The following is a 23,065-nucleotide window of genomic DNA, read 5'->3' on the forward strand; positions in this document are numbered from 1 at the left end:
AAGAAGATGATGAATAGTGAATTGTAAACAGCGGACTGCTTTTATCATTTATTACTCATCATTTTATCATTTATATTATAAGAATAGGCACAAAAATTTATGAATTATTTTTTAACTTATACAGTATATGTCCTCATACTATCCGTATTGATGGGGATTTCATCTTGGAAACTGTTCAAGAAAATGGGCTATAGTCCTTTATTTGCTTTTATCCCTTTTTACAACTATTTCATCATTCTCAAAGAAACAAAGCATCCGAAGTGGTGGGCTATCCTGTCTTATCTTCCGATTGTAGGGCCAATCATGATGTCTGTTTTCCACCTTTACTTAGTGAAAAAGTTCGGGAAAACACTTTTCAAGGATCAGATTCTTACCGTGATTCTGCCGTTTATTTATATGGCGGTAATTAACTATTCTAAAGATGTAGAGTTAGAAGATGAAAATGCAAACGATCTGTTCCTGACAGACGAAGAGAAAAACGAGAAAAAGAAAGATACATTTGTTGGTTCCATTACCTTCGCAGTAGTTTTTGCAACCATCATCCACGTTTTCATAACGCAGCCTTTCGGGATTCCTACAGGATCTATGGAAAGAACATTATTGGTGGGTGACTTCCTTTTTGTAAACAAATGGAGCTACGGATACAGACTTCCAATGCGTCCGGTAGCAATACCTTTCCTTCAGGGAACCATCATGGATACAGGACAAAAAGGAAATCCTAAAGATGATCCAAAATCTTACGTAGATGCAGTAAAACTTCCTTATACAAGAATTTTACAATTCAACAAACCACAGAAAAATGATGTAGTTGTTTTCAACTATCCTCAGGATTCTGTACATACAGCGATCGACAGAAAAGATCCTTATGTAAAAAGATGTGTAGCTACAGCAGGTGATACTTTTGAAATGAGAGCAGGAAGACTTTTCGTTAACGGAAAGCCGGAAACTGTTTTAGGAGATCAGGAAGTACAGCATGGATATGTTGTAAGCACAGATGCTCAATTGGATATTCCAACTTTATATAAAGTGTATGGATTTTTACCGGTTCGTGAATTTCAACAGGATAGTGGTGGGTATCTTTATGCCTTTCAGGGTTTAACGGATAAAGTTGCCAAAGAAATTAAAGAACTTCCCCATGTTACAGACGTAAAAGAACAAATTTTTGCAAAAGAAGAATCAGCAGTTGCTTATAAAGATGAGGCAAAAACAAAAATTGATACTACTCAATCGATATTTCCAATTAACAAACCTTGGAATGCTGATTGGTATGGACCATTAAGAATTCCTAAAAAAGGAGATGTAGTGGCTATCAACCAGGAAACGCTTCCAACGTATCAATGGATTATTTCTGAATACGAGCACAATAGCTTAGAAAAGAAAAACGGAAAAATTTTCATCAACGGAAAAGAAGCTAGCCAATATACAATTCAGCAGGATTATTATATGATGGTGGGGGACAACAGAGATGCTTCGTTAGATGCAAGATTCTTTGGTTTCGTTCCGGAAGAAAATATTGTCGGAAAACCAATGTTCACATGGATGAGTCTTCAGGGAGCATTTGCAGACAGTAGTTCTACTTATCAGGCGCCATTCAAAATCCGTTGGGAAAGAATGTTCAAAGCAACCAACACAGGAGAAGCTAATAAAACCTCTTACTGGTGGATTGCAGCGATGATCCTGATTTTGTTCTTCGGATGGGAGTATTTTGTGAAACTATTCAGAAAGAAAAAAACTGAAGACGACTAACAGAAAAATTAAACTTAAAATAGAATGAAGTATTTGAAAAAATACTTCATTTTTGCATTATGAATATGAAGAATGTATTATTGCCGGCATTTTATATGCCTCCAATCTCATGGTTTTCAGTGTTTTTGAATGCCGAAAATGAAATTGTACTGGAACAGTTTGAAAACTTTCCGAAACAGACCTATAGAAACAGAACAAATATCTATGGAGCCAACGGAAAACTGTCATTAATAATCCCTATCAATCATAACGGGAAAAGAGAATTTAAAGATATCGAAATCTCTTACCGTGAAGACTGGAGAACCCTTCATTGGAAATCAATCAAGACGGCATACCAGAGCTCTCCTTATTTCGAGTATTATGAAGACAAATTCAAAAAGATTTTTGACCTTAAAGAAAAGTTTCTTTTAGACTTTAACCTTAAGGGGATAGAAGTCATCCAACAGATACTGAAAACAGAAAAGGCACACTCTTTGAATGAAGAATATATCAAAAACCCTGAAAGCATCAATTTTAGAGATAAGTTTTCGGCAAAGCTTCCTTCTGAATTTGAAATGGAAGAATATTATCAGACGTTCTCTGAGAAATTCGGGTTTTTGGAAGATCTGTCGGTTCTGGATCTTATTTGTAATAAAGGCCCGGAATCACTCTTATATATAAAAAATATAAAACAATCATATTAGCATACAATCGCTGTTAAAGAAACTCTCAGTATAAAACAGTTGAAGGTGGCGATTGGTAAATGTTTTTAAAAATTAAATATCAACATATGAAAAAGGTATTATTAGCTGCAGTTTTTTTAGCAGGTTTTAGCTTCTCTTTTGCACAGGAATCTAAAGCTAAAAGTAAAGATCCAAACACAGATAAAGATCTGATGACCTGGTATCATAAAGATTTTGCAACTTCAAAAGTATATGGAGTAAATACGGCAAATGCTTATAAATACTTAGAATCTAACGGACTGAAGCCTAAAACCGTAATAGTGGGAGTTTTAGACAGTGGAGTACAGGTAGACCACCCCGGATTGGTAAAAAATCTTTGGTCAAACCCGAACGAAATCCCTGGAAATGGAAAAGATGATGACGGTAACGGATATATTGATGACGTACATGGATGGAACTTCATAGGCGGTAAAAACGGAGATATTGATATCGACAATATGGAGGTAACAAGAGTAGTAGCCAAATACAAACCTATTTTTGAAGGCACCGATTCCACAAAGAATAAAGCTAACCAGGCTCAGATGAAGGACGAGTTTGATATGTATATGAAAGCTAAAGATATGTTCAATACAAAAAGTATTGAGGCTATCCAAAACTTCAAAACCTACTCTATGCTGAACGAGCTGATTCCTAATATGGTAAAATTATTAGGTGGCAAGCCTGTGACAGCTGAAACTATTTCAGCAATCAAAGCTCCTGCAGATCAGAGAGATGCGATTGCATTGGATTTCTTGAGTCAGGTTTCCCAAAGTCCGGAATTTAAAGGAAAATCAGCCGCTGAATTTGAAAAAAAGATGAAAGAAGAGATGAAGGAGGCTATAGATCATTTTGCTCCGGCAGCAAAACAATACGATCTTTCATATGATCCAAGAAAAGAGATTGTAGGAGATAACTATGATGATTATTCTGAAAAAAACTATGGAAACAACCATTACGAAGGTCCTGATGCAGAGCACGGAACTCACGTGGCAGGAATCATTGCCGGACTTCCGCAAGGAAAAGAAGTTCAGTATGGAGTAGCTTCCAAAGTTGCTAAAATCATGTCTGTAAGAACTGTTCCAAATGGAGATGAAAGAGATAAAGACGTTGCCAATGCTATCAGATATGCAGTGGATAATGGCGCAAAAGTATTGAATATGAGCTTTGGAAAACCTGTTTCACCAGGTAAAAATGTAGTTTGGGATGCTTTTAAATATGCTGAAGATAAAGGAGTTCTTTTAGTAAAAGCAGCAGGGAACGAAAATGAAGATGTAGCGGAGCATCTGGCATATCCTACGAACTTTAAAAATGTTACAGATGAAAAACCATTTGTAAGCAATGTTCTTGTAGTAGGAGCCAGCACCAATAAGAATAATGCTTTGAGAGCAGACTTTTCTAATTACAACAAAAAAATGGTGAATGTTTTCGCTCCCGGAGAAGAAATTTATTCTACCGTTCCGAAAAATGAATACAAATACCTTCAGGGAACTTCAATGGCTTCACCTGTAGTAGCTGGAGGGGCAGCCCTTTTATTGGCTTATATGCCAGATCTGAAACCTTACCAGATTATTGAAGCACTGGTGAAAAGCAGTAATCCAAGTACAGCAGACGGATTTGCAGATCAATCACAGGCTGGAGGGGTTATAGACCTGAAAAAAGCAGCAGAATATGCCTACACTAATTTCTATAAAGGAAAGGTATCTGCTCCTGCCAAGCCTTCGAAATCCATAAAAAAGGCTGTTAAAAAATAATTTATCTCCCTGTATTTAAGGAGAAACCATAAAGAGTCCGAATTTTTTTCGGACTTTTTATTTTTATTTTAAATTTTGGCACGGTTTTTTGTAACTTTATAGTAACAAAATAATAAACAACAAAATGAAAAAGTTACTACTTGCAGGGATGTTGGGAACATCACTTTTTGCAGTGTCGTGTTCCTCTGTTAACAAAGCAGCTACGTCTCAAAATCAAAGAGCAGACTTTCTGAAAATGAAAGGAGATTGGCAAATCGTAAGTATAGATTACGAAAAAGGATATAAAATTAAACCTTTTGACGAAGGTGCAGATGCACAATGTTTTGTAGGAAGTCACTGGAGATTAATTCCTAACAACTGGACAGGAGCGTATACTTTGAACGGAGGAGGAGATTGCCCGGCAATTACACAGCCCATCAAGTTTGAAATAAAAGACGGTAACACGTTTATGTTTAAAAAAATTGCTGCAGGTACAAAAGCAAAACAAAACTCTGTAGGGTACAGCCTTACTTTGATCAACCAAACAACAGATCAGTTTTCACTTCAGCAAGATGTTCCTTTTGAAGGAGGTAATGTAAAAGTAGTTTACAACTTCCAGAGAGCAGGAATGAAATAATTTATCAACATAAAAGATCAAAAAAAATGAAATTTAATAAAACATACGTAGGAGCCCTTTTCTTGTCATCAGCATTATTATTGACAAGCTGTGAGGCAGTTCAAAATTCAAATCACCAACAAAGAGGTACAGCTGTAGGTGTTGCTTCAGGAGCAGTACTTGGAGGTATTCTTGGTAATAATGTAGGAAGAGGAGGAAACGGAGCTATCGGTGCTGTATTAGGAGGTATTATCGGTGGTGTTGCTGGTAACGTTATCGGTAACAAAATGGATAAGCAGGCCAGAGATATTAAAGAAACTTTACCTGGAGCTCAGGTAGAAAGAGTAGGAGACGGTATTAAAGTAACAATGAACGAAAGCATTGTTAATTTTGCGTTTGACTCTTCAAACCTTACTTCTGTTGCACAAACTAACCTTGATAAATTAGCTCAGGTATTGGTTAGCAACCCGGATACCAATATCAATATCTATGGATATACAGACAGTGTAGGTAAAGATGCATACAACTTGTCGCTTTCTCAAAGAAGAGCAGATGCTGTAAAAAGTTATTTAGTTGCTAAAGGAATTGCATCTGGCAGAATGTTCACTAAAGGTGAAGGTAAAAATATGCCGGTTGCAAGCAATGATACTGATGAAGGAAGAGCTAAAAACAGAAGAGTAGAGTTTGCCATTACTGCAAATGAAAAAATGATTAACGATGCCAAACAAGGGCAATAGTTAATTTAATATATAAATATTTTCGTAAAAGACCGCCTCGGCGGTTTTTTTTGTATTTTTAGGCTAAGAATTTTAAATTTATTATTTTTGCAATTGAAACAACATAAATGAAGAAATATTTAAAACTGCTCCGTGTGGAGCAATGGGTGAAGAACCTATTTGTATTTGTTCCTCTGTTTTTTTCAGGTAATATCACCAACGTAGACTTACTTGTAAAAAGCATCTTTGCATTCATTATATTTTCGCTTGCAGCAAGTGTAGTATATATATTGAATGATTACAATGATATTGAAGCAGATAGAAAACACCCTGAAAAAAGAAGAAGGCCTCTCGCTAGCGGGGCTATTTCAAAATCAAAAGCTATAGGAATTCTTATTGGCTTGGTCATTACAGACATTGCTCTTGTATTTTTTACACAGATCTATTTCCACGAGTATCTTTGGAAATTTGCAACTATCATAGGATTCTATGTGGTGATGAATCTTGCCTATACTTTTAGACTCAAACATGTTCCGATCATTGATATTTTCATTATCGCTATAGGATTTGTTCTGCGTGTACTGGCAGGAGGTTATATTACCGGAATCAGTATTTCACAATGGGCTATTCTATTGACTTTTGTACTTGCACTTGTACTGGCAATCGGAAAAAGAAGAGGAGAACTTATTAATGCGCAGGTTTCGGGAAAGACGAGACGCGCATTGGATGGATACAACGTTCAGTTTGCAGATATTGCACTATCCATTTCCATTACCCTGGCAATTGTGTGTTATCTGATGTTTACCCTGTCACCTGAAGTTCAGGAAAGATTCCATTCAAGGGTTTTTTATACAGTTATTTTTGTAGTCTTTGCATTGTTGAGGTATCTTCAGCAGACACTGGTTTACAATAGAACAGAATCTCCTACAAAAATTGTTTACAGAGACCGCTATATACAAGTTACTTTATTACTTTGGGTAGCTGCATTTTTAATTCAAATTTATTTTAAGAAATGAAGCCTAATTTCACACAGAAAGTTACAAACTGGGGTAATTTCCCGGTGGTAGAGAAAGAAATGAGATCTGAGGACAGTTTCAAAAAAATAAAAGAATTTGTACTCAATCACAATGAAGTTATAGCAAGAGGAAACGGAAGATGCTATGGAGATGCTTCATTGGGAGAATCTATATTTTCAACAAAAAAATTAAATAAATTCATCAATTTTGATCGTTTAAACGGAGTAATGGAATGCGAATCCGGTGTGCTTCTTTCAGAAATTCTGGAAATTTCTGTTCCGCAGGGATATTTTCTATATGTTACTCCAGGGACAAAATTCGTGTCAGTAGGAGGTGCAATTGCTTCCGATGTGCATGGTAAAAATCACCATGCTGAAGGATGTTTTTCGGAATATGTGATTGAATTTAAGTTAATGACCGAGAATGGAGAGATTATTACCTGCTCCAGAGAAGAGAATGCTGAAAAGTTCTGGGCAACGATTGGTGGAATGGGACTTACAGGAATCATTCTTACCGCAAAATTTAAGCTTAAAAATATAGAATCTGCATACATTCGTCAGGAAAGCATTAAAGCAGAAAATCTGGATGAAATTTTTAAATTGTTTGACGAAAGCGAAAGCTGGACCTATACCGTTGCTTGGATTGACTGCCTTCAGAAAGGAAAAAATATTGGAAGAAGTATTCTGATGAGAGGCGAGCATGCTTTTCAACATGAGCTTCCCCAGAATTTTTCAAAAACTTCTTTAAGATTAAAGAAAAAATTCTCACCTACAGTTCCTTTTTATTTTCCGGGATTTGTGCTGAATGCACTTACCGTAAAAATATTCAACTGGCTGTATTATAAAAAACAGGCTAAGAAGGAAGTGAAGAATTTTATTGATTACGAAACTTTTTTCTATCCTTTGGATGCTATTAATGATTGGAATAAAATCTATGGTAAATCTGGCTTTATTCAATATCAAATGGTAATTCCAAAAGAAACAGGGAAGGAGGGAATGAAAAGAATCCTTGAAACAATTGCTAATAGTGGAAATGGATCATTCCTGGCTGTTTTAAAGCTTTTTGGAAAGAACAATTCAGAAGCTTACAATTCATTTCCTGTGGAAGGATATACACTTGCACTGGATTTTAAAGTAAATTCAAAACTGAAAAAACTGGTAGACCAGCTGGATGCTATTGTACAGGAATTCGGAGGAAGAATTTATCTTACCAAAGACAGTATGAGCAGATCATCGCTTACCAATTACCTTAAGAATATTCAAAATCCTAAATTTGTGTCTTTACAGCACAAAAGAATCATAAACAATAACTCATAATGATAGTTCTGGGAAGCACATCTGAAGTGGCACAGGCTTTTGTGGAAAAAGCACTTCAGGAAGGAGAAAAATTTGAAAAAATTTACCTTTTTACCTCAAACAAAGAAACTACAGAACGATTTGCAAGGCATATTGATGTAAAGTTTCTACAGCAGGCGGAAGTTATTGAACTGGATCTGACCAAGGAAATTGATTACAATAGATTTGATACTATCAATTCAAATGTATTATTTTGCGCAGTAGGATATTTAGGAGAGGGAACTGAAGAAGGATTATATGACAACAGGAATACGGAACGTATCATAGATATCAATTACTCAAAACTGGTTCCTGTGATGAACTATTTTGCTCAAAAATTTGAAAGCAGAAGATCGGGAACGATAATAGGACTTTCATCAGTAGCAGGAGACAGAGGAAGACAGAGTAACTTTATCTATGGAAGTGCAAAAGCAGCATTTACAGCCTATCTGAGTGGTTTGAGAAACTATCTTTTTGATAAAAAAGTACACGTTCTTACTATAAAACCAGGGTTTATGGCAACCAAAATGACAGAAGGTCTGCCTTTAAATCCGAAACTGACAGCTACTCCGAAACAGGCAGCAGCCTGTATTTATAAAGCCTTTAAAAAGGAGGAAAATGTGGCATATGTTTTGCCGGTTTGGAGTATTATCATGATGATTATCAGGAATATCCCTGAATTTATATTTAAAAAATTAAAGCTTTAAAGAGAAATGAAAAAATTGTATTGTTTTGATTTTGACGGAACCCTTACGTATAAAGATACCATGTTTATGTATCTTAAATTCTACGATTCTACAAAATACCGTATACAATTTTTAAGACATGTTCCCCTTTTTATTCTGCTAAAGCTGAAACTAGCTGAAACAGAAAAAGTGAAAAAAAGCTTTATTGGTTCTATTTTAAAAGGGCAGACTCAGGAAAAGATAGAACAGAAGTCCAAACAGTTTTTCGAGCAGCATTATCCTAAAATTGTGAGAGAAAATGCACTGGACTTTATTAAAAATATAGATCATAATAATACACAAAGTTTATTGGTTACCGCTTCATTGGATATTTGGGTGAAGCCTTTCGCCCAAGCACTTAAAATGGAGCTCGTTTCTACGCGGGCAGAGTTTAAGAACGGTATTTTCACAGGAAATTTTGTTGGAAAAAACTGCAATGGGAAAGAAAAACTGGTAAGAATTAAAGAGGAAATAAACAATTCTAAGTACGATAAAATTATTGCATTTGGCGATACTTCCGGAGATCGGCCAATGTTGAAATGGGCAAATGAGGGACATTATCAATTTTTTCACTAATTTTGGGAGATAAAATTGTAAAAAATGAAAAGCCTGTTAATTGCATGTGCGGTAATCTTTATGAGCTGTGCAAGCACTTCACCTCAGAAGTCTTCTGCTATGCAGGGAAACACTGAACTCCTTGTCTCTGAATCTCAGGGGGGAGCAGATACGCCCGGCTTTAAAATCATTAAAGACGAAACAGATTTTCTAAATATTTTCAAAGGAAATCTTGGTAGGGTAGATCTGGGAAAAGAATCCACGACCAATCATCCGAAATTTCCAAAAAATAAGAAAGTTGTTTTATACAATTTGGGAACCTTCAGATCCGGAAGTCACAAAATTGATGAAATCAAAAATGTATCTGTGAAAAATCAGATTCTGTATGTAGAAGTTCCTGCCGGAGAATCTTCCGGTGGAATGGAAATTCAGGTGATGTCTAATCCCTGGATTATTTTCACTGTTCCCACAGATTACCAGTTTACCTCTGTAGAATTAAAATATTCAAAATAATAATGGATAAAGTATATTTAGATAATGCCGCAACCACTCCGCTTGCAGAAGAAGTTATAGATGCAATGGTGGGCACTATGAAGATGAATTTCGGAAACCCGTCTTCAACGCACAGCTTTGGTCAGGAAGCAAAAATCCTTATTGAAAATGTAAGAAGACAGGTTGCAGACTATCTTCATGTAACTCCTGCTGAAATCATTTTCACTTCCTGCGGAACAGAATCCAACAACATGATCATCAAATCCTCGGTAGAACACCTTGGAGTAGAAAGAATCATCAGTTCTCCTCTGGAACACAAATGTGTTTCTGAAAGTATTCTGGATATGAAAAGCAGAAAAGGAGTAGAAGTAAACTACATCCGCCCGAATGAAAAAGGAGATATTGACCTTACAAAATTAGAAGAGCTGTTAAAGGCTTCAGATAAAAAAACATTAGTAAGCTTAATGCATGCTAATAACGAAATCGGAAATATAATCGACCTTAAAAAAGTTGCCCAGCTATGCAAAGAGCATAATGCACTTTTCCATTCGGATACTGTACAAACCATGGCTCATATGAACCTTGATTTCTCCGATATCCCTGTAGATTTTGCTTCATGCAGTGCCCACAAGTTTCACGGGCCAAAAGGAGCTGGATTTGCATTTATCAGAAAGGCAACCGGTTTAAAAGGAATTATTACCGGAGGTCCTCAGGAAAGAAGCCTTAGAGCCGGAACAGAAAATGTTTGTGGTATCGTAGGATTAGGGAAAGCGTTAGAACTTTCTCTGAATCATATGGATGAATATACCAACCATATGCAGGACATCAAAAATTACGCGATTGAAAGACTTTCTGCCGAAGTTGAAGGAATTAAATTCAATGGAAGAAGTGCTGAAAAGGAAAACAGTCTTTATACGGTTTTAAGTGCGTTATTGCCTTATAAAAACCCATTGATAGGGCTTCAACTGGATATGAAAGGAATTGCAATCTCTCAGGGGAGTGCGTGCTCATCAGGAGCATCAAAGCCTTCAATGGTAATGATGATGGTACTTTCTGAGGATGAAATGGATCACTGTACACCATTACGTATCTCTTTCAGCCATATGACGACTAAAGCAGAGATTGATTCATTAGTGAATGCTTTGAAGGAAATTTCAAGCGATTACACTATAGAAAAAACTAATGTTGAGCATAGATAGTCTTGTGCTTTAAAAATCGTAATTTTGAACATCCAATAGAGGATTAAAAAGAAAATAATATTAATTAAAATAAAAGAAACAAAATGGCTTTAGAAATTACAGACAGCTCATTTCAGGATACGGTTTTAAAATCAGATAAACCGGTATTAGTAGACTTCTGGGCAGTATGGTGCGGACCTTGCAGAACGTTAGGACCAATCATTGAAGAAGTAGCATCAGATTTTGAAGGCAAAGCAGTAGTTGGAAAAGTGGATGTAGACAACAACCAGGAAATCTCTATGCAGTATGGTATTAGAAATATCCCTACAGTTCTTATTTTCAAGAACGGGGAAGTAGTAGATAAATTAGTAGGTGTAGCTCCAAAAGAGGTTATCGCTGAAAAATTAAGCGCTCACTTATAAAAAAACAACTTTGGTAATGAATGCCTTCCATGATTGGGAGGCATTTTTTTTGAAAATAATTTGCAGGTAACGAAAAAAGGTGTAATTTTGCAACCACGAAAAAGAAACGACGTTCTTTAATAATTTGATCCGGTAGTTCAGTTGGTTAGAATGCCGCCCTGTCACGGCGGAGGTCGCGGGTTCGAGTCCCGTCCGGATCGCAGAAGTTTTCTCAATTTCTTTTAAAAAAATTGATCCGGTAGTTCAGCTGGTTAGAATGCCGCCCTGTCACGGCGGAGGTCGCGGGTTCGAGTCCCGTCCGGATCGCAGAAGTTTTCTCAATTTCTTTTAAAAAAATTGATCCGGTAGTTCAGCTGGTTAGAATGCCGCCCTGTCACGGCGGAGGTCGCGGGTTCGAGTCCCGTCCGGATCGCAGAAGTTTTCTCAATTTCTTTTAAAAAAATTGATCCGGTAGTTCAGCTGGTTAGAATGCCGCCCTGTCACGGCGGAGGTCGCGGGTTCGAGTCCCGTCCGGATCGCAGAAGTTTTCTCAATTTCTTTTAAAAAAATTGATCCGGTAGTTCAGCTGGTTAGAATGCCGCCCTGTCACGGCGGAGGTCGCGGGTTCGAGTCCCGTCCGGATCGCAAAAAGTCTTCTAGAAATAGAAGACTTTTTTTTTGTTTATAGACTTTGATAAAGTTTAGATGCTCAATCACAAGGATGGAGCATATATATTTTAATTTAATACGAAGATTGAGTTTCTGATGTTAAATTATTAAGAAGGCAAAGATGGAATCAATGAGATTAATTCTTTCTAAGCGTACGTAGATCTATATATTTCGATGAGTGGTTGTATCGCTTTTAAATAAGATGACTCGATGTGATATTTAAAATAAAAATGGCCGGAAGAAATCCCGGCCATCATTGCTTTTAAGATGTGTTATTGTAATTTACTTTTTAATGATTTTTACAATAGTCTCAGAGTTGTTGATTCTTACCAGATAAGCTCCGGTTAACAATGAAGTAACATCTGTTTGTTTGTTGTTAAACTTGCCTTCTTTCATCAGCTGTCCAGACATGTTATAAATTTGATAATAATAATCCTTATCATCTTTTGCATCAATATACAGGATATCTTTTACCGGATTAGGATAAAGAACTACCTTGTCATCTTTTACCTTTTCTTCAATAACAGTTTTGTTTAACGCTGTTCTGGCCTGAGCTCCTGAGTTTGGCGTTACAGGAATTCCTGGAAGCGGACCTCTTGGAGTACCAGCATCTTCCTGTTTCACGCATCTGCAGCTTAGAGAAGCAAAAGGATCTATATCCACGTTTTTCACATTATTTCTACTATAAATATCAAAATACATATAAGAAGCTCTTCCTGTCATTTCCCCGTTTAGATTAGCATACCATACTCCTCCTGATGCACCAACAGCAGTACTAATGGCTCCTGCATACATTACGCTTCTGCTTCCTCTGCTAACGGCTTTTGGATAATTTCCTACGTTATACAAACTGTTCGTGAATGCATATCCTACTGTTTTACCCCAGAAACTAGGTGCAGTTACGCTATAGATAGGAGCTCCATAATAGCCTGCTTCTGTACCGTCGATAGTTCTAAGTGTTTCAGGATTGCTCTTAAGACTCCATGGAGAGGTTTTGTTGGTACCTTTACCAAGAACTTCCGGAATTCTCCATCCATTCGGGCAAGGGTCAAATACAGATTTTTTGCCTCCTAAGCCCCATCTTTCATCATATAACCCTTGATATTGAGTATCAAACAGCCAGTCTGAAGCAAGAGTATAATGAGGTGTATTGTCTCCACGATACGGATATGCGGTTACCGGCATCATTAGTTTTAATGGATTGGCAACAGAATATCCCAGAATCTTTTCTATTCTCACATCTATTTTATCAGCGGCAGTTATGCTGCTCTTATAGGTATTATAATTCACTATGTTACTTGAATTATAGTTCGCTTCTGTGAATGTAGAATAGGCTACAGCACCACTGCTATTGGTAGTACCAAGGAAAATATTGTATTTAGATCCGTTGATATTATTGAATATTGGCAGAGGATCTTTTCTTCCCCATTGGTAATGTAATCCCTGTGAACTGTTCAGTTGGGTTACCTGTGCAGCAACCGTTGGGTTATAAGCACTTGGCATTGCTTCGGTAGCTCCCAGGTTTCTATCCATGGTAGCTGTTTTCATCAGGGTTCCATATTGGGTATAATTCACGTAATTATCTGTGGTAATAGGGGTATCATTTACATGAGTAAAAGAACTTACATTAGTATTGGTTACCCAGATATGCCAGCTCCAATAGATAGGGTTAGTGATTGAACCATTGTGTAAAGTAACAACAGCATTACCGGATTGGTTAGCATTTACTTTTACGTTGATGTTTCCATCTTTGGAAGAGGTGTTATCTATGGTTAATTGTGTTACCAAAGCAGGGTTGTCCGTCCAAAGTACATTCGCTTTTAAATCATTAAAGCTTGTTGTATTCAGAATTTGGGTATTCCCTAAATAATTACTCTGTACAGAGAAGGCTTTACTTACAGGTACTGAGATGATTTGGTCTGCAGTAGATTTTGTAACCATATAAGTATTAGGATTATCTAATCCTGTTTTATAGGTTTCAGTTTCAGTGAAGTAAGTAGTGTCAAAATTATAGTTATTTTTTACAAATAACGGATCTTTGATACATCTGCATGCTTGTGCGTTATTGGTTGGATAATCTTCAGCTGGTTTATAATTGTATAAACCATACACATTAGGATAATTGGCCGCATCTGGTCTGTAATTATTGACAATCTGGTCAGCAGACGGAATTAGTCTTAATGCACTTGCTATTGATGAATATCCACCAAAATTGGTCATAGTAGATGTCCATAGATAGGTTTCAAGCTGATCTGTAAAGGTTGCTTTCGTGTGATATCTTCCATCACTGGCAGCACCTCTTCCAATCCATCCTGTTCCTGGGAATATTCCGATATTGTTACCTCCAACATTGGTCATATCAAAACCGTATTGAGGATATATTTTTATACCAGCCAGATATGGTTTTAAGTTTGATAATCCCGGAGGAATATTAGATTGAACACCATATAATGCAGATAATGGACTGTTTACTTTCGCTCCAAAAGGAGTAAAATCCATTCTCATATTTTTTGTGGATGATGCTACCAATAAGGAAGGTAATCTCCATCCATTCGGACAAGGGTCATAAGAGGACTTATCTCTGTATGGTTGTGGAACAGAAATATCTGTTGCCTGTACTCCTTGAGAGTTATCTGACCATAAGTTAACTTTACTTAACTCACTGGTCTGTAATCCCGGTACCTGCCCAAACCAGTTATAATAATATGGAACACCACTCACAGTACCATAGGTAGATGGAGTAGCAGTACCATCATCGTTGACATACATCAGGCTTAAAGGATTTTTAACCGATGCTCTGATGTTATCCGTAATATTTGCCGTTGATTTATTGACAAACAGTCTCAGATCATTAAAGTTTTTATAATCATTGAAAGGACTGTTGGTGAATTTCAATCTTGGTATTGCATCATCATAGATCACTTTTCCAACGCTTCCGGTTACCTGATAAAAAGTAGCATCACTATACGTTAAAGATGGAAAAGGATCTTTTCTTCCCCATTGGTATAATAGTCCTCCGTTTCTGTGCCATCCGTCTCCATTAAGTGAATTTCCGAGAGCACCAAGGTTTCTGTCCATCCATCCCCACTCAGAGTTAGGAATTGTTTCTACTGTACCATCGCTCAATTGTCTCTTTACATCATCATAGCTTTTATAGGTGGAGCCGTTTGTAGGATCATCTGTTACCCAAACGTGCCATGACCAGAAAACCTGTCCATCTACTTTAAAGGCAACGACTGCATTTCCTTTTTTTATTTTGTTTACAGGTACTTTTATTTTTGCCGTTTCACCTGAACCTATAATATCCAAAGTATAATTTTCCTTAGATTTTATTAGTCCCATGGTATCCTCCCATAATACATCAGCAGTTATTGCTCCAGAAGGAACATCCACTCCTTTCATATAATTCCCGCTTCGCCACATTTCGTAGGCTTTTTTTACAGGAATATACAACCCGTCTGCATTATTCCCGTTGTTATCTTTCCCTGTGAAAATATAGCTGTTAGGAGCTTTTGTCCAGTCTGATATCGTATTATCCGGCAGTGCTCCGGAATTAATTGTAAAACAGTTATTGGCACAATCTGCAGAATCATATGCAGTTGTGTTTCCAAAAATACCTACATATTTGATAAATTTTTTGATTTCAGCTTCCACCTCCGAAAGCGGTCTCATTGGTCCATTCCAGTTAGCTATTACTTTTCTGTTTCTGATGGCTCCGATACCATATAAAGAAGCTTTAGGAGTATTGCTCAGAAAGAAATTTTCAGATCCGGGACCTCTTTGTTTATCATATAATGGAGGGTAACCGAAATCATTCACTGTATTATAATTGCTTAATGCATTAACGGTGATATACTGTCCGGTAGATTTGTATACCCTGAAACCGGTTATTTTGCTTACAACAATAACTACAGGTTCCTGATCCGAGATAATGTCGGTCAGTTTCTCGTTGATGTAATTGTAAAGGTTGTAATACCTGTTCACTAAAGCATTAGGGTTTGTAAAATCCAAATATCCTCTACCCCAGGGTTCTCCGCCCTCCTCAGGAGGTAAAAACCAGTTACTGAAGTTAATAAAGAAACCCGAACTTGAAAACTTACCGGCAAATACATAAACAGGATCATGATAAGAAAACTCAAAAGGGCTTGTGTCACTGCCTTGATAGATGTATTTCTGTGAGCTGGCAATCGTACCTAGATTATTAGGATTGTCAATATTGATCACAGGTGCATTTGGATTGCTGTTATCCAGGGTACCATTGGCGTTAACGGACAATACGATATCATCCAGTTTCTTTGTCAGATGCTGTGATTTTACCCTGTCTTTGACTCCGGAAACACTTCCGTTAGGATTAAACAATACCGTCCCATTTTTTTTCGGAGTGAAAAGTATCGTGTACTCATTTTCATCCAGTTCACAAGCGGCCGCAGTATAATCTCCGAATTTGTAATGGCTTACTGCTTTATTCCACGTAATTCCGGAGAAGTTATCTGTTTCTGAACTCAGCACAACTTTTAAATTATACGTGCCGCTGCTTGCAGAAGCTGGTAATTCAAAGGTAGCATTAAGGTTTTCATTATACAGATTGCTGGCATATAGTGTTTTGCACCACGCACTAACCCATTCTCCCAAGGCATTCTGATATTTAACGGAAATCAGAACATCACTTGTTGTAACAGGTTTGTTGAGCTGTCCACTCATAACAACCGCTCCTTTTTCATTGAGGTTTTGTGAAATAGACATCACAGGCCCAAGATCATAAGTGAGGGTGGTTACTGGAAGGCGACTTTCCAATATAAACCGATCATTAGAAAAGTGCCGGTCCGTATCACCTCGTGACGAAGCATAAACGGATGCAACTGAGCAGAATACAGCCCAGACTGATAGCATTGATTTTTTTCTCATACGCATGTTTTTTAGGTTATTAGATTCTGTTTGAATACCTTTTATTCAAATTTTATAGTTTATAATTAATATATAGGAAGGGAATGCAACAGAAGCAGATATGCTTAACGGTACCGAAATCATCTATTATCATGTATCTAATAAATAGCCATGATAAATAACCAGATCGTGCTGTATCGCTATCCTTCAGATATAATTATGCCGGCTTGTGTTGTGAGTAAAAATAGGCTGGTAGAATAATATATATTATAGCCTGATTTGAAGATAAAAATCTCATTTTTCATATTTGTGTTTTAGGTTTTTAGTTTTTTTATTAAAAATAATTGATAATCAATTATACTTTTATGCAAACTTATAATCAGAACAAATTAAGAAGAGATATCACAAAAACATATGTTTTTTAATGAAAAATTTCTACTTAGTTTTTTGTACTTTTTGTAATTTTTTTTGTTAAATGTGTGGTTAATCTTATGTTAATTTATTATTAACCACTATGTTTGCAAAGTTACGATATTAAAAAAAACACACAATGAGTCAAAAAAATCTGACTAATAACAGCTCTGCTGATGGGGCAGAAATATGCCCTGTACAGAAGCTTTTAAAAACACTTTCAGGTAAATTAAAATTAGAAATTTTTATTCTTGCCTCCAAATCTACTTTACGTTTCAGCAGCTTGCTGCGCGACATAGAAGGATCTAATAAACAGACATTATCAACGGCTCTTAGAGAACTGGAAGAAATGGATTTATTGGAGAGGGTAGTCATCAGGCAAAAGCCTCTGCACATAGAATATAATCTTACTCAAAAAGGAAAATCCCTGATTCCTATTTTACAGCAATTAGAGGGATTGATATAGCAACAGAATGATGAGGTTTGAGGAGAGATTTATAAATTATGAATTATGAATTATGAATTATGAATTTTGGGGTTTTGAGATCCAGGGTTTATCCAAAATCTAAAGATTCGGCTAGTCATAAAAAATGCCGGATAATTTATCCGGCTTTTTTTACTTGCATGAAGAATTTAATGGATTATTAAGATAATCTTTTCCCTGCGGTGGCTGTACAAAGTAGGGTGTTCTATAAGTATTCCCGGAACGGAAAAAGTCGGTGGAAACAACTTGGGCACCACTACTGAAAGCAGCTTTTGATCTTGTAAAATCATTGGTTTTGGCTTCATAGGTTTCAATATCAGATCTGGTTCTGACCATAAACCCTTGCTTTACCAGATCCCGTATCTCTTTCTGTCTGACTATGGCATTGTCTCTTAGGATAAACCCTGCAAAAGAATCATCTGGTTCACTGTTTAGAAACATAATTCTTTCCTTTAAAGAGCCATTCACGAGATAAGGATTGTCTTTAGATGAAAGAGTTCCTGCACTTCCCGGAAGAAGCATAAAGATAAATTTTCCTTTGCTGTCATTCAGTTTTGGCCAGTTATTGTGCGTTACCGCTTCTTTCAGTGTTTTATAGCTCCCCTGAACTTCTTTTGGAGTGATAATCTTATCTTTTCCAAGATATTTTACAATCTCTTCGTCTAGTTCATCATAGGCTTTTTGATCAAAAGGAAGCACTTTCGTACTGTTTTCAAGAATTGGAAAACCGGAATCTTTGGCTTCAATCATCATGAAAACAGGAGTGTGTCCGGGATGTTGATCAGACCAGGATTTAAGAGCTGTAAGCGCATCTTTTAAAGTCGGATAATGAGTTCTGAAATCGATATCTGCCATATGCAGTACTTTGAAACCCGGCTGATCCAGTCCTTTTGTATTAAAAGGAGCCAGATCAGTAATTCCTTTTGCCTTTAATACCTCATACGTTGCCGGATGACTAAATCTGCCGCCTTCCGGATCATAATAGACATCTATTTCCAGTCCTCTGAGATTGGCGTTGAGCTGTTCTGTAAAGTCCGGGTGGTTATAATTCAGACCTTCTTTCAGATCCATGCCATAAGGGTGATACTCTTTAAATTTGGCTTTCTGTTCTTCAGACATCATGCTGCTGTATTTCTGCATCATTCCGTTGATGATTGGGGTTACGAAATCCAGTACTTTGGGATCTACCGGCTGTGCGTACGAATTATGAGTTCCTACAATCTGCAGCTGATTGATTCTTATATTCTGGCATTTATCCTGTGCCTGTACCAGTGCTGTCATACACAATGCAGCTCCATATATATACTTTTTCATATGAATAAAACTTTTGATTAAAAATTGAAAGTGAATCCCAGCTGTCCGCGTATTCCTGAATAAGAAATATTTTCTACGCGGTCTTTGGTTCCCATATAATAGCGGTTGGGTTCATTAAAAATATTGTTCAGTTCTACAAACAGGCGGACTTTCTTTGTAAGACTATACGCGGTGGAAAGGTCTACAGTAAAGTTCTTATCAAAATACTGATAATGATCTGCTCCGGCCGCTGCTCTGATTTCGCTTACATAATTTCCTTTGTAATTTCCGGCAAGACGGATCATCAGCTTACTTGTTTCATAGAAGAGGATGGTATTGAAAATATGTTTGGCCTGATTCGGAATTGTGGTAGACATCGTTCCTGTCTGTTTGCCGTTTTCGTAGACAGGCATATTCATTTTGGAAGAAATATAGGTGTAATTTCCCTCAAAACCGATGTTTTTCAAAAAGCCTGGTAGATTTTCAAAACGTTTGGATATCCCGAATTCAAAACCAAAGAGTTTAGCTCCCTCCAGATTTTTAGGAGCTGTGAAAGTATAAGTTCTTCCGGCAAGATCTATTACAGACTGGTCTTTGTAAATAAGATTGGTAATGTCTTTATAAAATACTCCGGCAGTTATCAGATCCAGCTTTCCGAAGTAGTTCTCAAACATAAGGTCAAAATTGTTTGAAAATGTAGGATCCAGTTTGGTATTTCCCTGAGTGATGGTATTGGTAATATCATTGACGATAGTTCCGGGATTCAGGTCGTTGAAATCCGGTCTTGCAAAAGAACGGGTATAGGCCAATCTCAGGATACGGTCACTGGTGATATTCCATTTCATATTGATCATCGGAAGAACTACATTGTACGTTTTATTGTCCTTAATATCTTCCGTTTTATTGTCTTTATCAGAAACTACTTTTTTGCCCCAGAAGGTAATATCATTATATTCATTTCTGAAGCCTCCTAATACCTGAAGCTGATCTGATATCTTCCATGTTCCCATTAAGTAAGCAGCCCATACGTTTTCAGTACCGCGGTAGGAACTTGTAATATTCGAATTGCTGTCCTTACTGCTTACCTGCATCAGTCCTAAGCTGTTTTGGGTAGTAGGATTGTACATCTGATCGATCTGCGTATTGGTGATCTGATCAATAATAACTGCATTATAAGGATTACCCAGAGGATTCATAAAACCTCCTTTATAGGGAAAACCTTCGCGTTCAAGCTGATTCAGGTAAGTAACAGGGGTTCCGGGAATGCCCAATGATGATTTAGGCATCCAAACCAACACAGAACTGTCTACAATTTTGTTTTTATTATTGTATTTGGTTCCTAATTTAATTTCAAAATTATCTGCGGCTTTATATTTAATATCAATCTGTCCTCTGAGATCGGTCTCACTGTTGTGGTTCTGACTCAGAATAATTTGATTCAATTTAAGTTTATCTGCCGCTATTGCCTGCTGGTTATAAGGCAGAGTATATCTTCCGGTATCTCCGGTGCCATCCGGAGCATCCATCGCCATATATTTCCTTCCGTCAGAAGACAGATTCCCATAGGTCATGGGTTGTATAAAATTAATAATAGGATAGCCTCTCTGATCTTTTTCAAGCTGATCTGGTGAGTTGAACTTAAATTCGGAACGTGCTTTGGATGCGGACCAATTCACCTCCATACGCTGTCCTACCTGGTGGTTACCACCCAGCTGCATAGAATACAGGTCCGTAAGATAATCTGCATGACGGGCCTGCAGCATTACATTTTTACTGTCAAAATTAAAATAGGTTTCCCTTACGGACTGCCCGTCTTTGTATTGGCTGTATAGCGCCTTTGCATATAATTTATTCCTGCTGTCTATTTCATAATCCAGCCCCATATTGAATCCCAAAGTTCTGCGGTTCGCCAGATAATCCCGAAGCTGAAGCTGATTGATAGAATAAGAAGCTGTTTTATCTTTCAGTCCGTAATTATAAATATTTCTCATCTGATCTATTGCGGTAGAACGCTCCCAAATCACAGCTGAGGTAATGAATTTAAGCTTATCTGTAATTTTATTTCCGTAAACAACTGATGTATTGTAAGAAGGAGACTTGGACATGTTGACATATCCGGAAGCCATACTTATCGCCAAAGTCTCTTTATTGGGTGAGGTTTTCGTAATAAAATCCACATTTCCGCCAATAGCATCTCCATCAAGATCCGGTGTCAAAGCCTTAGATAAGCGTACATTCTGAATAAGTTCCGAAGGAAAGATATCCATCTGAATTCCACGATTGGCATTGTCACCACTGGCACTCGGCATTCTGTTGCCATTCAGGGTAGAAGAGGTCCATTGTATAGGCGTTCCTCTTACTGCTACAAAACGTCCTTCACCCATGTCTCTTTCAATAGAAACTCCCTGCATACGCTGTACAGCATCAGCTGCATTACGGTCCGGCAGTTTCCCGATGGCATCGGCAGAAAGTACTTCCGTGATTGTATTGGAGTTTTTCTTCATGGTAATCGCTCTGGCCTGCGATGCTTTATACACACTGGTAACGACTACCTCCTGAAGATTGTTTTCTTTAAATCTGGCTCCAAATTTAATTAAACCCAGATCTACTTCCTTTTTATCTGCAACGGTGAAAGGAATATAGACACTCTCATATCCTTTATATTCTACAACAAGCTTATAACTTCCGTCATAAATATTATTAAGAACAAAAGAACCATCTGTGTCAGAAGTTACCTTCTGTCCATTGTTTTCAATGTAAACCAGGGCATTGGGCAGGTTTCCCTGACTGTCTACTACAGTTCCGTGAACGGTGGTTTGAGCAAAGGCCAAAGGCCCAAGAAGAAAAAATGCTGCTTTTGTTAAAAAAAGTCTTTCTCGTGACATCCTTATAAAGTTTGGTGCAAAGATGTCAGCTCATTCAAAAGTTTTGGTTCATTTAAATTTTATGCAACTACTTCTCTTGAGTTCGAGGTGAACTGTATTGTAAATCAATAAGTTGCTAATATTAAATAATTGTAACTAATGAACAAGCTGAGAGGGAAGGCAGTGGAATTCTTTTTTAAAATATTTATAAAAAGTAGATTTTGATTTAAAGCCACATTGAAATGCAAGATCCGTAACACTGGCCGAAGGATCTTCCAGCAAGATCTGTTTAAAGTGCTGAATGCGGCTTGTGTTGGTGTATTCATGAAAATTGGAATGAAGATACTTATTAAAAGTGATACTTAAATCGGCTTTGCTTATTTTCAGATGTCCGGAAAGCTGGTCTAAAGTAAATTCCTCATCCAGATAATCATGACTTTCCTGATAGAAAGCGGTAATGGCATTTTGCACAGCATCAAAATCTATTTTGGAAAGATCTTTATACTGATACGTTTCTTTAGGAACGGAAAAATATGATGTATTCTGTTGTTCCTGCAGTTTTTGCTGGTACGTTAAAATATAAACGTACAAAATCCACCCGAATTGGAACAGAAATAAGAGACTATAGATCTTTTGATAGACTAAAGTATCCCAACCTAGTTGATAAACGGTCCAGAAAGCCAATACACCCGTCAATACATAGCAAACCAGATAACGGAAATTACGGGCTGCTGGATGAGTAATATTTTTGCGATACTTTGTAAGCAGGTAAATACATACTACAAGACATGCAATCCAATAATAACTATAATAAACAAAATAGGATTTATAGCTTTTGATCGCAAGATCTGCCCAGGAAAGGTCAAGTATCTTTGCAGAAATAGCAATAGCGTGGTGAATAACGACTAACGTTAACGGAACAATCAGGTATTTAAGTTTATCTCTCCATTTTGCATGAATCAGATAAGTAGTGATGTAGAGAAAAATAAGACCTTTGAAAACACGGAGACTTCCCGGAATTTCATACAAAACAGATTCATAACCGAATTTTTGGATGATGAAATATTCATACCCCATATCCAGAGTAACCACTCCGATATACAATAGAAGCATATTCAGAACAGATTCTCTGTTTTTGATAAGCGATATAAGCAAAGTAAGCGTGATAAGTGCCTGTAGTACAACTACCATAATGATGTATAACATGATAACTGATATTTTGTCAAAATTATAGATAATATGTGCACTGC

At 37.0% G+C, this 23,065-nt stretch carries 17 protein-coding genes and 5 tRNA genes; 18 read left to right on the top strand and 4 right to left on the bottom strand.

The features are described 5' to 3' along the window. Positions 1-99 precede the first annotated feature (99 nt). The 17 genes from lepB to LKL37_RS00495 all read left to right on the top strand — a co-directional run bounded on the left by lepB (position 100) and on the right by LKL37_RS00495 (position 11,855). Positions 100-1,746, top strand: a complete 1,647-nt coding sequence (lepB, locus tag LKL37_RS00415; RefSeq protein WP_431608622.1) for a signal peptidase I — start codon at positions 100-102, stop codon at positions 1,744-1,746. Positions 1,747-1,805: 59 nt separating this feature from the next. Further along, on the top strand, positions 1,806-2,429 hold the full coding sequence (locus LKL37_RS00420) for a WbqC family protein (protein WP_431608623.1): 624 nt from the start codon (positions 1,806-1,808) through the stop codon (positions 2,427-2,429). A gap of 86 nt (positions 2,430-2,515) precedes the next feature. Continuing rightward, entirely contained in the window at positions 2,516-4,198 is a 1,683-nt protein-coding gene (locus LKL37_RS00425) for a S8 family serine peptidase (RefSeq protein WP_431608624.1), read from the top strand. A gap of 124 nt (positions 4,199-4,322) precedes the next feature. Further along, positions 4,323-4,814 (top strand): hypothetical protein, encoded by a 492-nt coding sequence (locus LKL37_RS00430; protein ID WP_431608625.1) that lies wholly within the window; start codon positions 4,323-4,325, stop codon positions 4,812-4,814. 26 nt (positions 4,815-4,840) lie between these two features. Beyond that, a complete protein-coding gene (locus tag LKL37_RS00435) occupies positions 4,841-5,530 on the top strand; it encodes an OmpA family protein (RefSeq protein WP_431608627.1) in 690 nt (229 codons plus the stop codon). 107 nt (positions 5,531-5,637) lie between these two features. Beyond that, positions 5,638-6,525, top strand: a complete 888-nt coding sequence (locus tag LKL37_RS00440; RefSeq protein WP_431608628.1) for a decaprenyl-phosphate phosphoribosyltransferase — start codon at positions 5,638-5,640, stop codon at positions 6,523-6,525. Continuing rightward, the gene (locus LKL37_RS00445; protein ID WP_431608629.1) at positions 6,522-7,841 is read left to right on the top strand and encodes an FAD-binding protein; all 1,320 of its coding nucleotides are present in this window, start codon (positions 6,522-6,524) and stop codon (positions 7,839-7,841) included. The genes LKL37_RS00440 and LKL37_RS00445 overlap by 4 nt, the downstream gene beginning before the upstream one ends. After that, positions 7,841-8,566 carry an SDR family NAD(P)-dependent oxidoreductase gene (locus tag LKL37_RS00450; protein WP_431608630.1) on the top strand — a complete coding sequence of 242 codons (726 nt, stop codon included), beginning with the start codon at positions 7,841-7,843 and terminating at the stop codon, positions 8,564-8,566. Before LKL37_RS00445 ends, LKL37_RS00450 begins: the two co-directional genes overlap by 1 nt. Positions 8,567-8,572: 6 nt before the next feature. Next, entirely contained in the window at positions 8,573-9,160 is a 588-nt protein-coding gene (locus LKL37_RS00455) for an HAD-IB family hydrolase (RefSeq protein WP_431608631.1), read from the top strand. 24 nt (positions 9,161-9,184) lie between these two features. Beyond that, entirely contained in the window at positions 9,185-9,652 is a 468-nt protein-coding gene (locus LKL37_RS00460; protein ID WP_431608632.1) for a hypothetical protein, read from the top strand. 2 nt (positions 9,653-9,654) lie between these two features. Further along, positions 9,655-10,830: a cysteine desulfurase family protein gene (locus LKL37_RS00465; protein ID WP_431608633.1), complete on the top strand. Its 1,176-nt coding sequence runs from the start codon at positions 9,655-9,657 to the stop codon at positions 10,828-10,830. Between the two features lie 83 nt (positions 10,831-10,913). Beyond that, positions 10,914-11,231, top strand: a complete 318-nt coding sequence (trxA, locus tag LKL37_RS00470) for a thioredoxin (protein ID WP_027374941.1) — start codon at positions 10,914-10,916, stop codon at positions 11,229-11,231. 126 nt (positions 11,232-11,357) lie between these two features. Further along, positions 11,358-11,431, top strand: a tRNA-Asp gene (locus tag LKL37_RS00475). Between the two features lie 32 nt (positions 11,432-11,463). After that, positions 11,464-11,537 (top strand) — tRNA-Asp (locus tag LKL37_RS00480). Positions 11,538-11,569: 32 nt separating this feature from the next. Beyond that, a tRNA-Asp gene (locus LKL37_RS00485) sits at positions 11,570-11,643 on the top strand. A gap of 32 nt (positions 11,644-11,675) precedes the next feature. Beyond that, a tRNA-Asp gene (locus tag LKL37_RS00490) sits at positions 11,676-11,749 on the top strand. Positions 11,750-11,781: 32 nt separating this feature from the next. Beyond that, positions 11,782-11,855: transfer RNA gene (locus LKL37_RS00495), tRNA-Asp, on the top strand. A 306-nt stretch (positions 11,856-12,161) separates the two neighbouring features. Here LKL37_RS00495 and LKL37_RS00500 read toward each other — a convergent pair. Further along, entirely contained in the window at positions 12,162-16,784 is a 4,623-nt protein-coding gene (locus LKL37_RS00500) for a T9SS type A sorting domain-containing protein (RefSeq protein ID WP_431608634.1), read from the bottom strand. A gap of 529 nt (positions 16,785-17,313) precedes the next feature. On the opposite strand from LKL37_RS00500, the gene LKL37_RS00505 reads away from it, so the two are divergent. Further along, positions 17,314-17,640, top strand: a complete 327-nt coding sequence (locus tag LKL37_RS00505; protein WP_431608635.1) for a winged helix-turn-helix transcriptional regulator — start codon at positions 17,314-17,316, stop codon at positions 17,638-17,640. Positions 17,641-17,790: 150 nt separating this feature from the next. Here the strand turns inward: LKL37_RS00505 and LKL37_RS00510 are convergent, their stop codons facing one another. The 3 genes from LKL37_RS00510 to LKL37_RS00520 form a co-directional block, all read right to left on the bottom strand. Beyond that, entirely contained in the window at positions 17,791-18,972 is a 1,182-nt protein-coding gene (locus LKL37_RS00510) for a phosphatidylinositol-specific phospholipase C domain-containing protein (RefSeq protein WP_431608636.1), read from the bottom strand. A gap of 17 nt (positions 18,973-18,989) precedes the next feature. Beyond that, complete coding sequence (locus tag LKL37_RS00515; protein ID WP_431608637.1) at positions 18,990-21,836, bottom strand: TonB-dependent receptor; 2,847 nt, start codon at positions 21,834-21,836, stop codon at positions 18,990-18,992. 135 nt (positions 21,837-21,971) lie between these two features. Then, positions 21,972-23,021, bottom strand: coding sequence for a helix-turn-helix domain-containing protein (locus LKL37_RS00520; RefSeq protein ID WP_431608638.1), 1,050 nt, complete (start codon positions 23,019-23,021; stop codon positions 21,972-21,974). Between the last annotated feature and the right edge of the window lie 44 nt (positions 23,022-23,065).

This window comes from Chryseobacterium sp. 'Rf worker isolate 10' (assembly GCF_050753305.1).
In the GTDB taxonomy this organism is placed as follows: Bacteria; Bacteroidota; Bacteroidia; order Flavobacteriales; family Weeksellaceae; genus Chryseobacterium.

What these genes read in the sequence shown, in the direction of transcription:
- lepB (WP_431608622.1), top strand. Translation starts at nt 100, where the DNA reads ATGAATTATTTTTTAACTTATACAGTATATGTCCTCATACTATCCGTA.
- LKL37_RS00420 (WP_431608623.1), top strand. Translation starts at nt 1,806, where the DNA reads ATGAATATGAAGAATGTATTATTGCCGGCATTTTATATGCCTCCAATC.
- LKL37_RS00425 (WP_431608624.1), top strand. Translation starts at nt 2,516, where the DNA reads ATGAAAAAGGTATTATTAGCTGCAGTTTTTTTAGCAGGTTTTAGCTTC.
- LKL37_RS00430 (WP_431608625.1), top strand. Translation starts at nt 4,323, where the DNA reads ATGAAAAAGTTACTACTTGCAGGGATGTTGGGAACATCACTTTTTGCA.
- LKL37_RS00435 (WP_431608627.1), top strand. Translation starts at nt 4,841, where the DNA reads ATGAAATTTAATAAAACATACGTAGGAGCCCTTTTCTTGTCATCAGCA.
- LKL37_RS00440 (WP_431608628.1), top strand. Translation starts at nt 5,638, where the DNA reads ATGAAGAAATATTTAAAACTGCTCCGTGTGGAGCAATGGGTGAAGAAC.
- LKL37_RS00445 (WP_431608629.1), top strand. Translation starts at nt 6,522, where the DNA reads ATGAAGCCTAATTTCACACAGAAAGTTACAAACTGGGGTAATTTCCCG.
- LKL37_RS00450 (WP_431608630.1), top strand. Translation starts at nt 7,841, where the DNA reads ATGATAGTTCTGGGAAGCACATCTGAAGTGGCACAGGCTTTTGTGGAA.
- LKL37_RS00455 (WP_431608631.1), top strand. Translation starts at nt 8,573, where the DNA reads ATGAAAAAATTGTATTGTTTTGATTTTGACGGAACCCTTACGTATAAA.
- LKL37_RS00460 (WP_431608632.1), top strand. Translation starts at nt 9,185, where the DNA reads ATGAAAAGCCTGTTAATTGCATGTGCGGTAATCTTTATGAGCTGTGCA.
- LKL37_RS00465 (WP_431608633.1), top strand. Translation starts at nt 9,655, where the DNA reads ATGGATAAAGTATATTTAGATAATGCCGCAACCACTCCGCTTGCAGAA.
- trxA (WP_027374941.1), top strand. Translation starts at nt 10,914, where the DNA reads ATGGCTTTAGAAATTACAGACAGCTCATTTCAGGATACGGTTTTAAAA.
- LKL37_RS00500 (WP_431608634.1), bottom strand. Translation starts at nt 16,784, where the DNA reads ATGAGAAAAAAATCAATGCTATCAGTCTGGGCTGTATTCTGCTCAGTT.
- LKL37_RS00505 (WP_431608635.1), top strand. Translation starts at nt 17,314, where the DNA reads ATGAGTCAAAAAAATCTGACTAATAACAGCTCTGCTGATGGGGCAGAA.
- LKL37_RS00510 (WP_431608636.1), bottom strand. Translation starts at nt 18,972, where the DNA reads ATGAAAAAGTATATATATGGAGCTGCATTGTGTATGACAGCACTGGTA.
- LKL37_RS00515 (WP_431608637.1), bottom strand. Translation starts at nt 21,836, where the DNA reads ATGTCACGAGAAAGACTTTTTTTAACAAAAGCAGCATTTTTTCTTCTT.
- LKL37_RS00520 (WP_431608638.1), bottom strand. Translation starts at nt 23,021, where the DNA reads ATGTTATACATCATTATGGTAGTTGTACTACAGGCACTTATCACGCTT.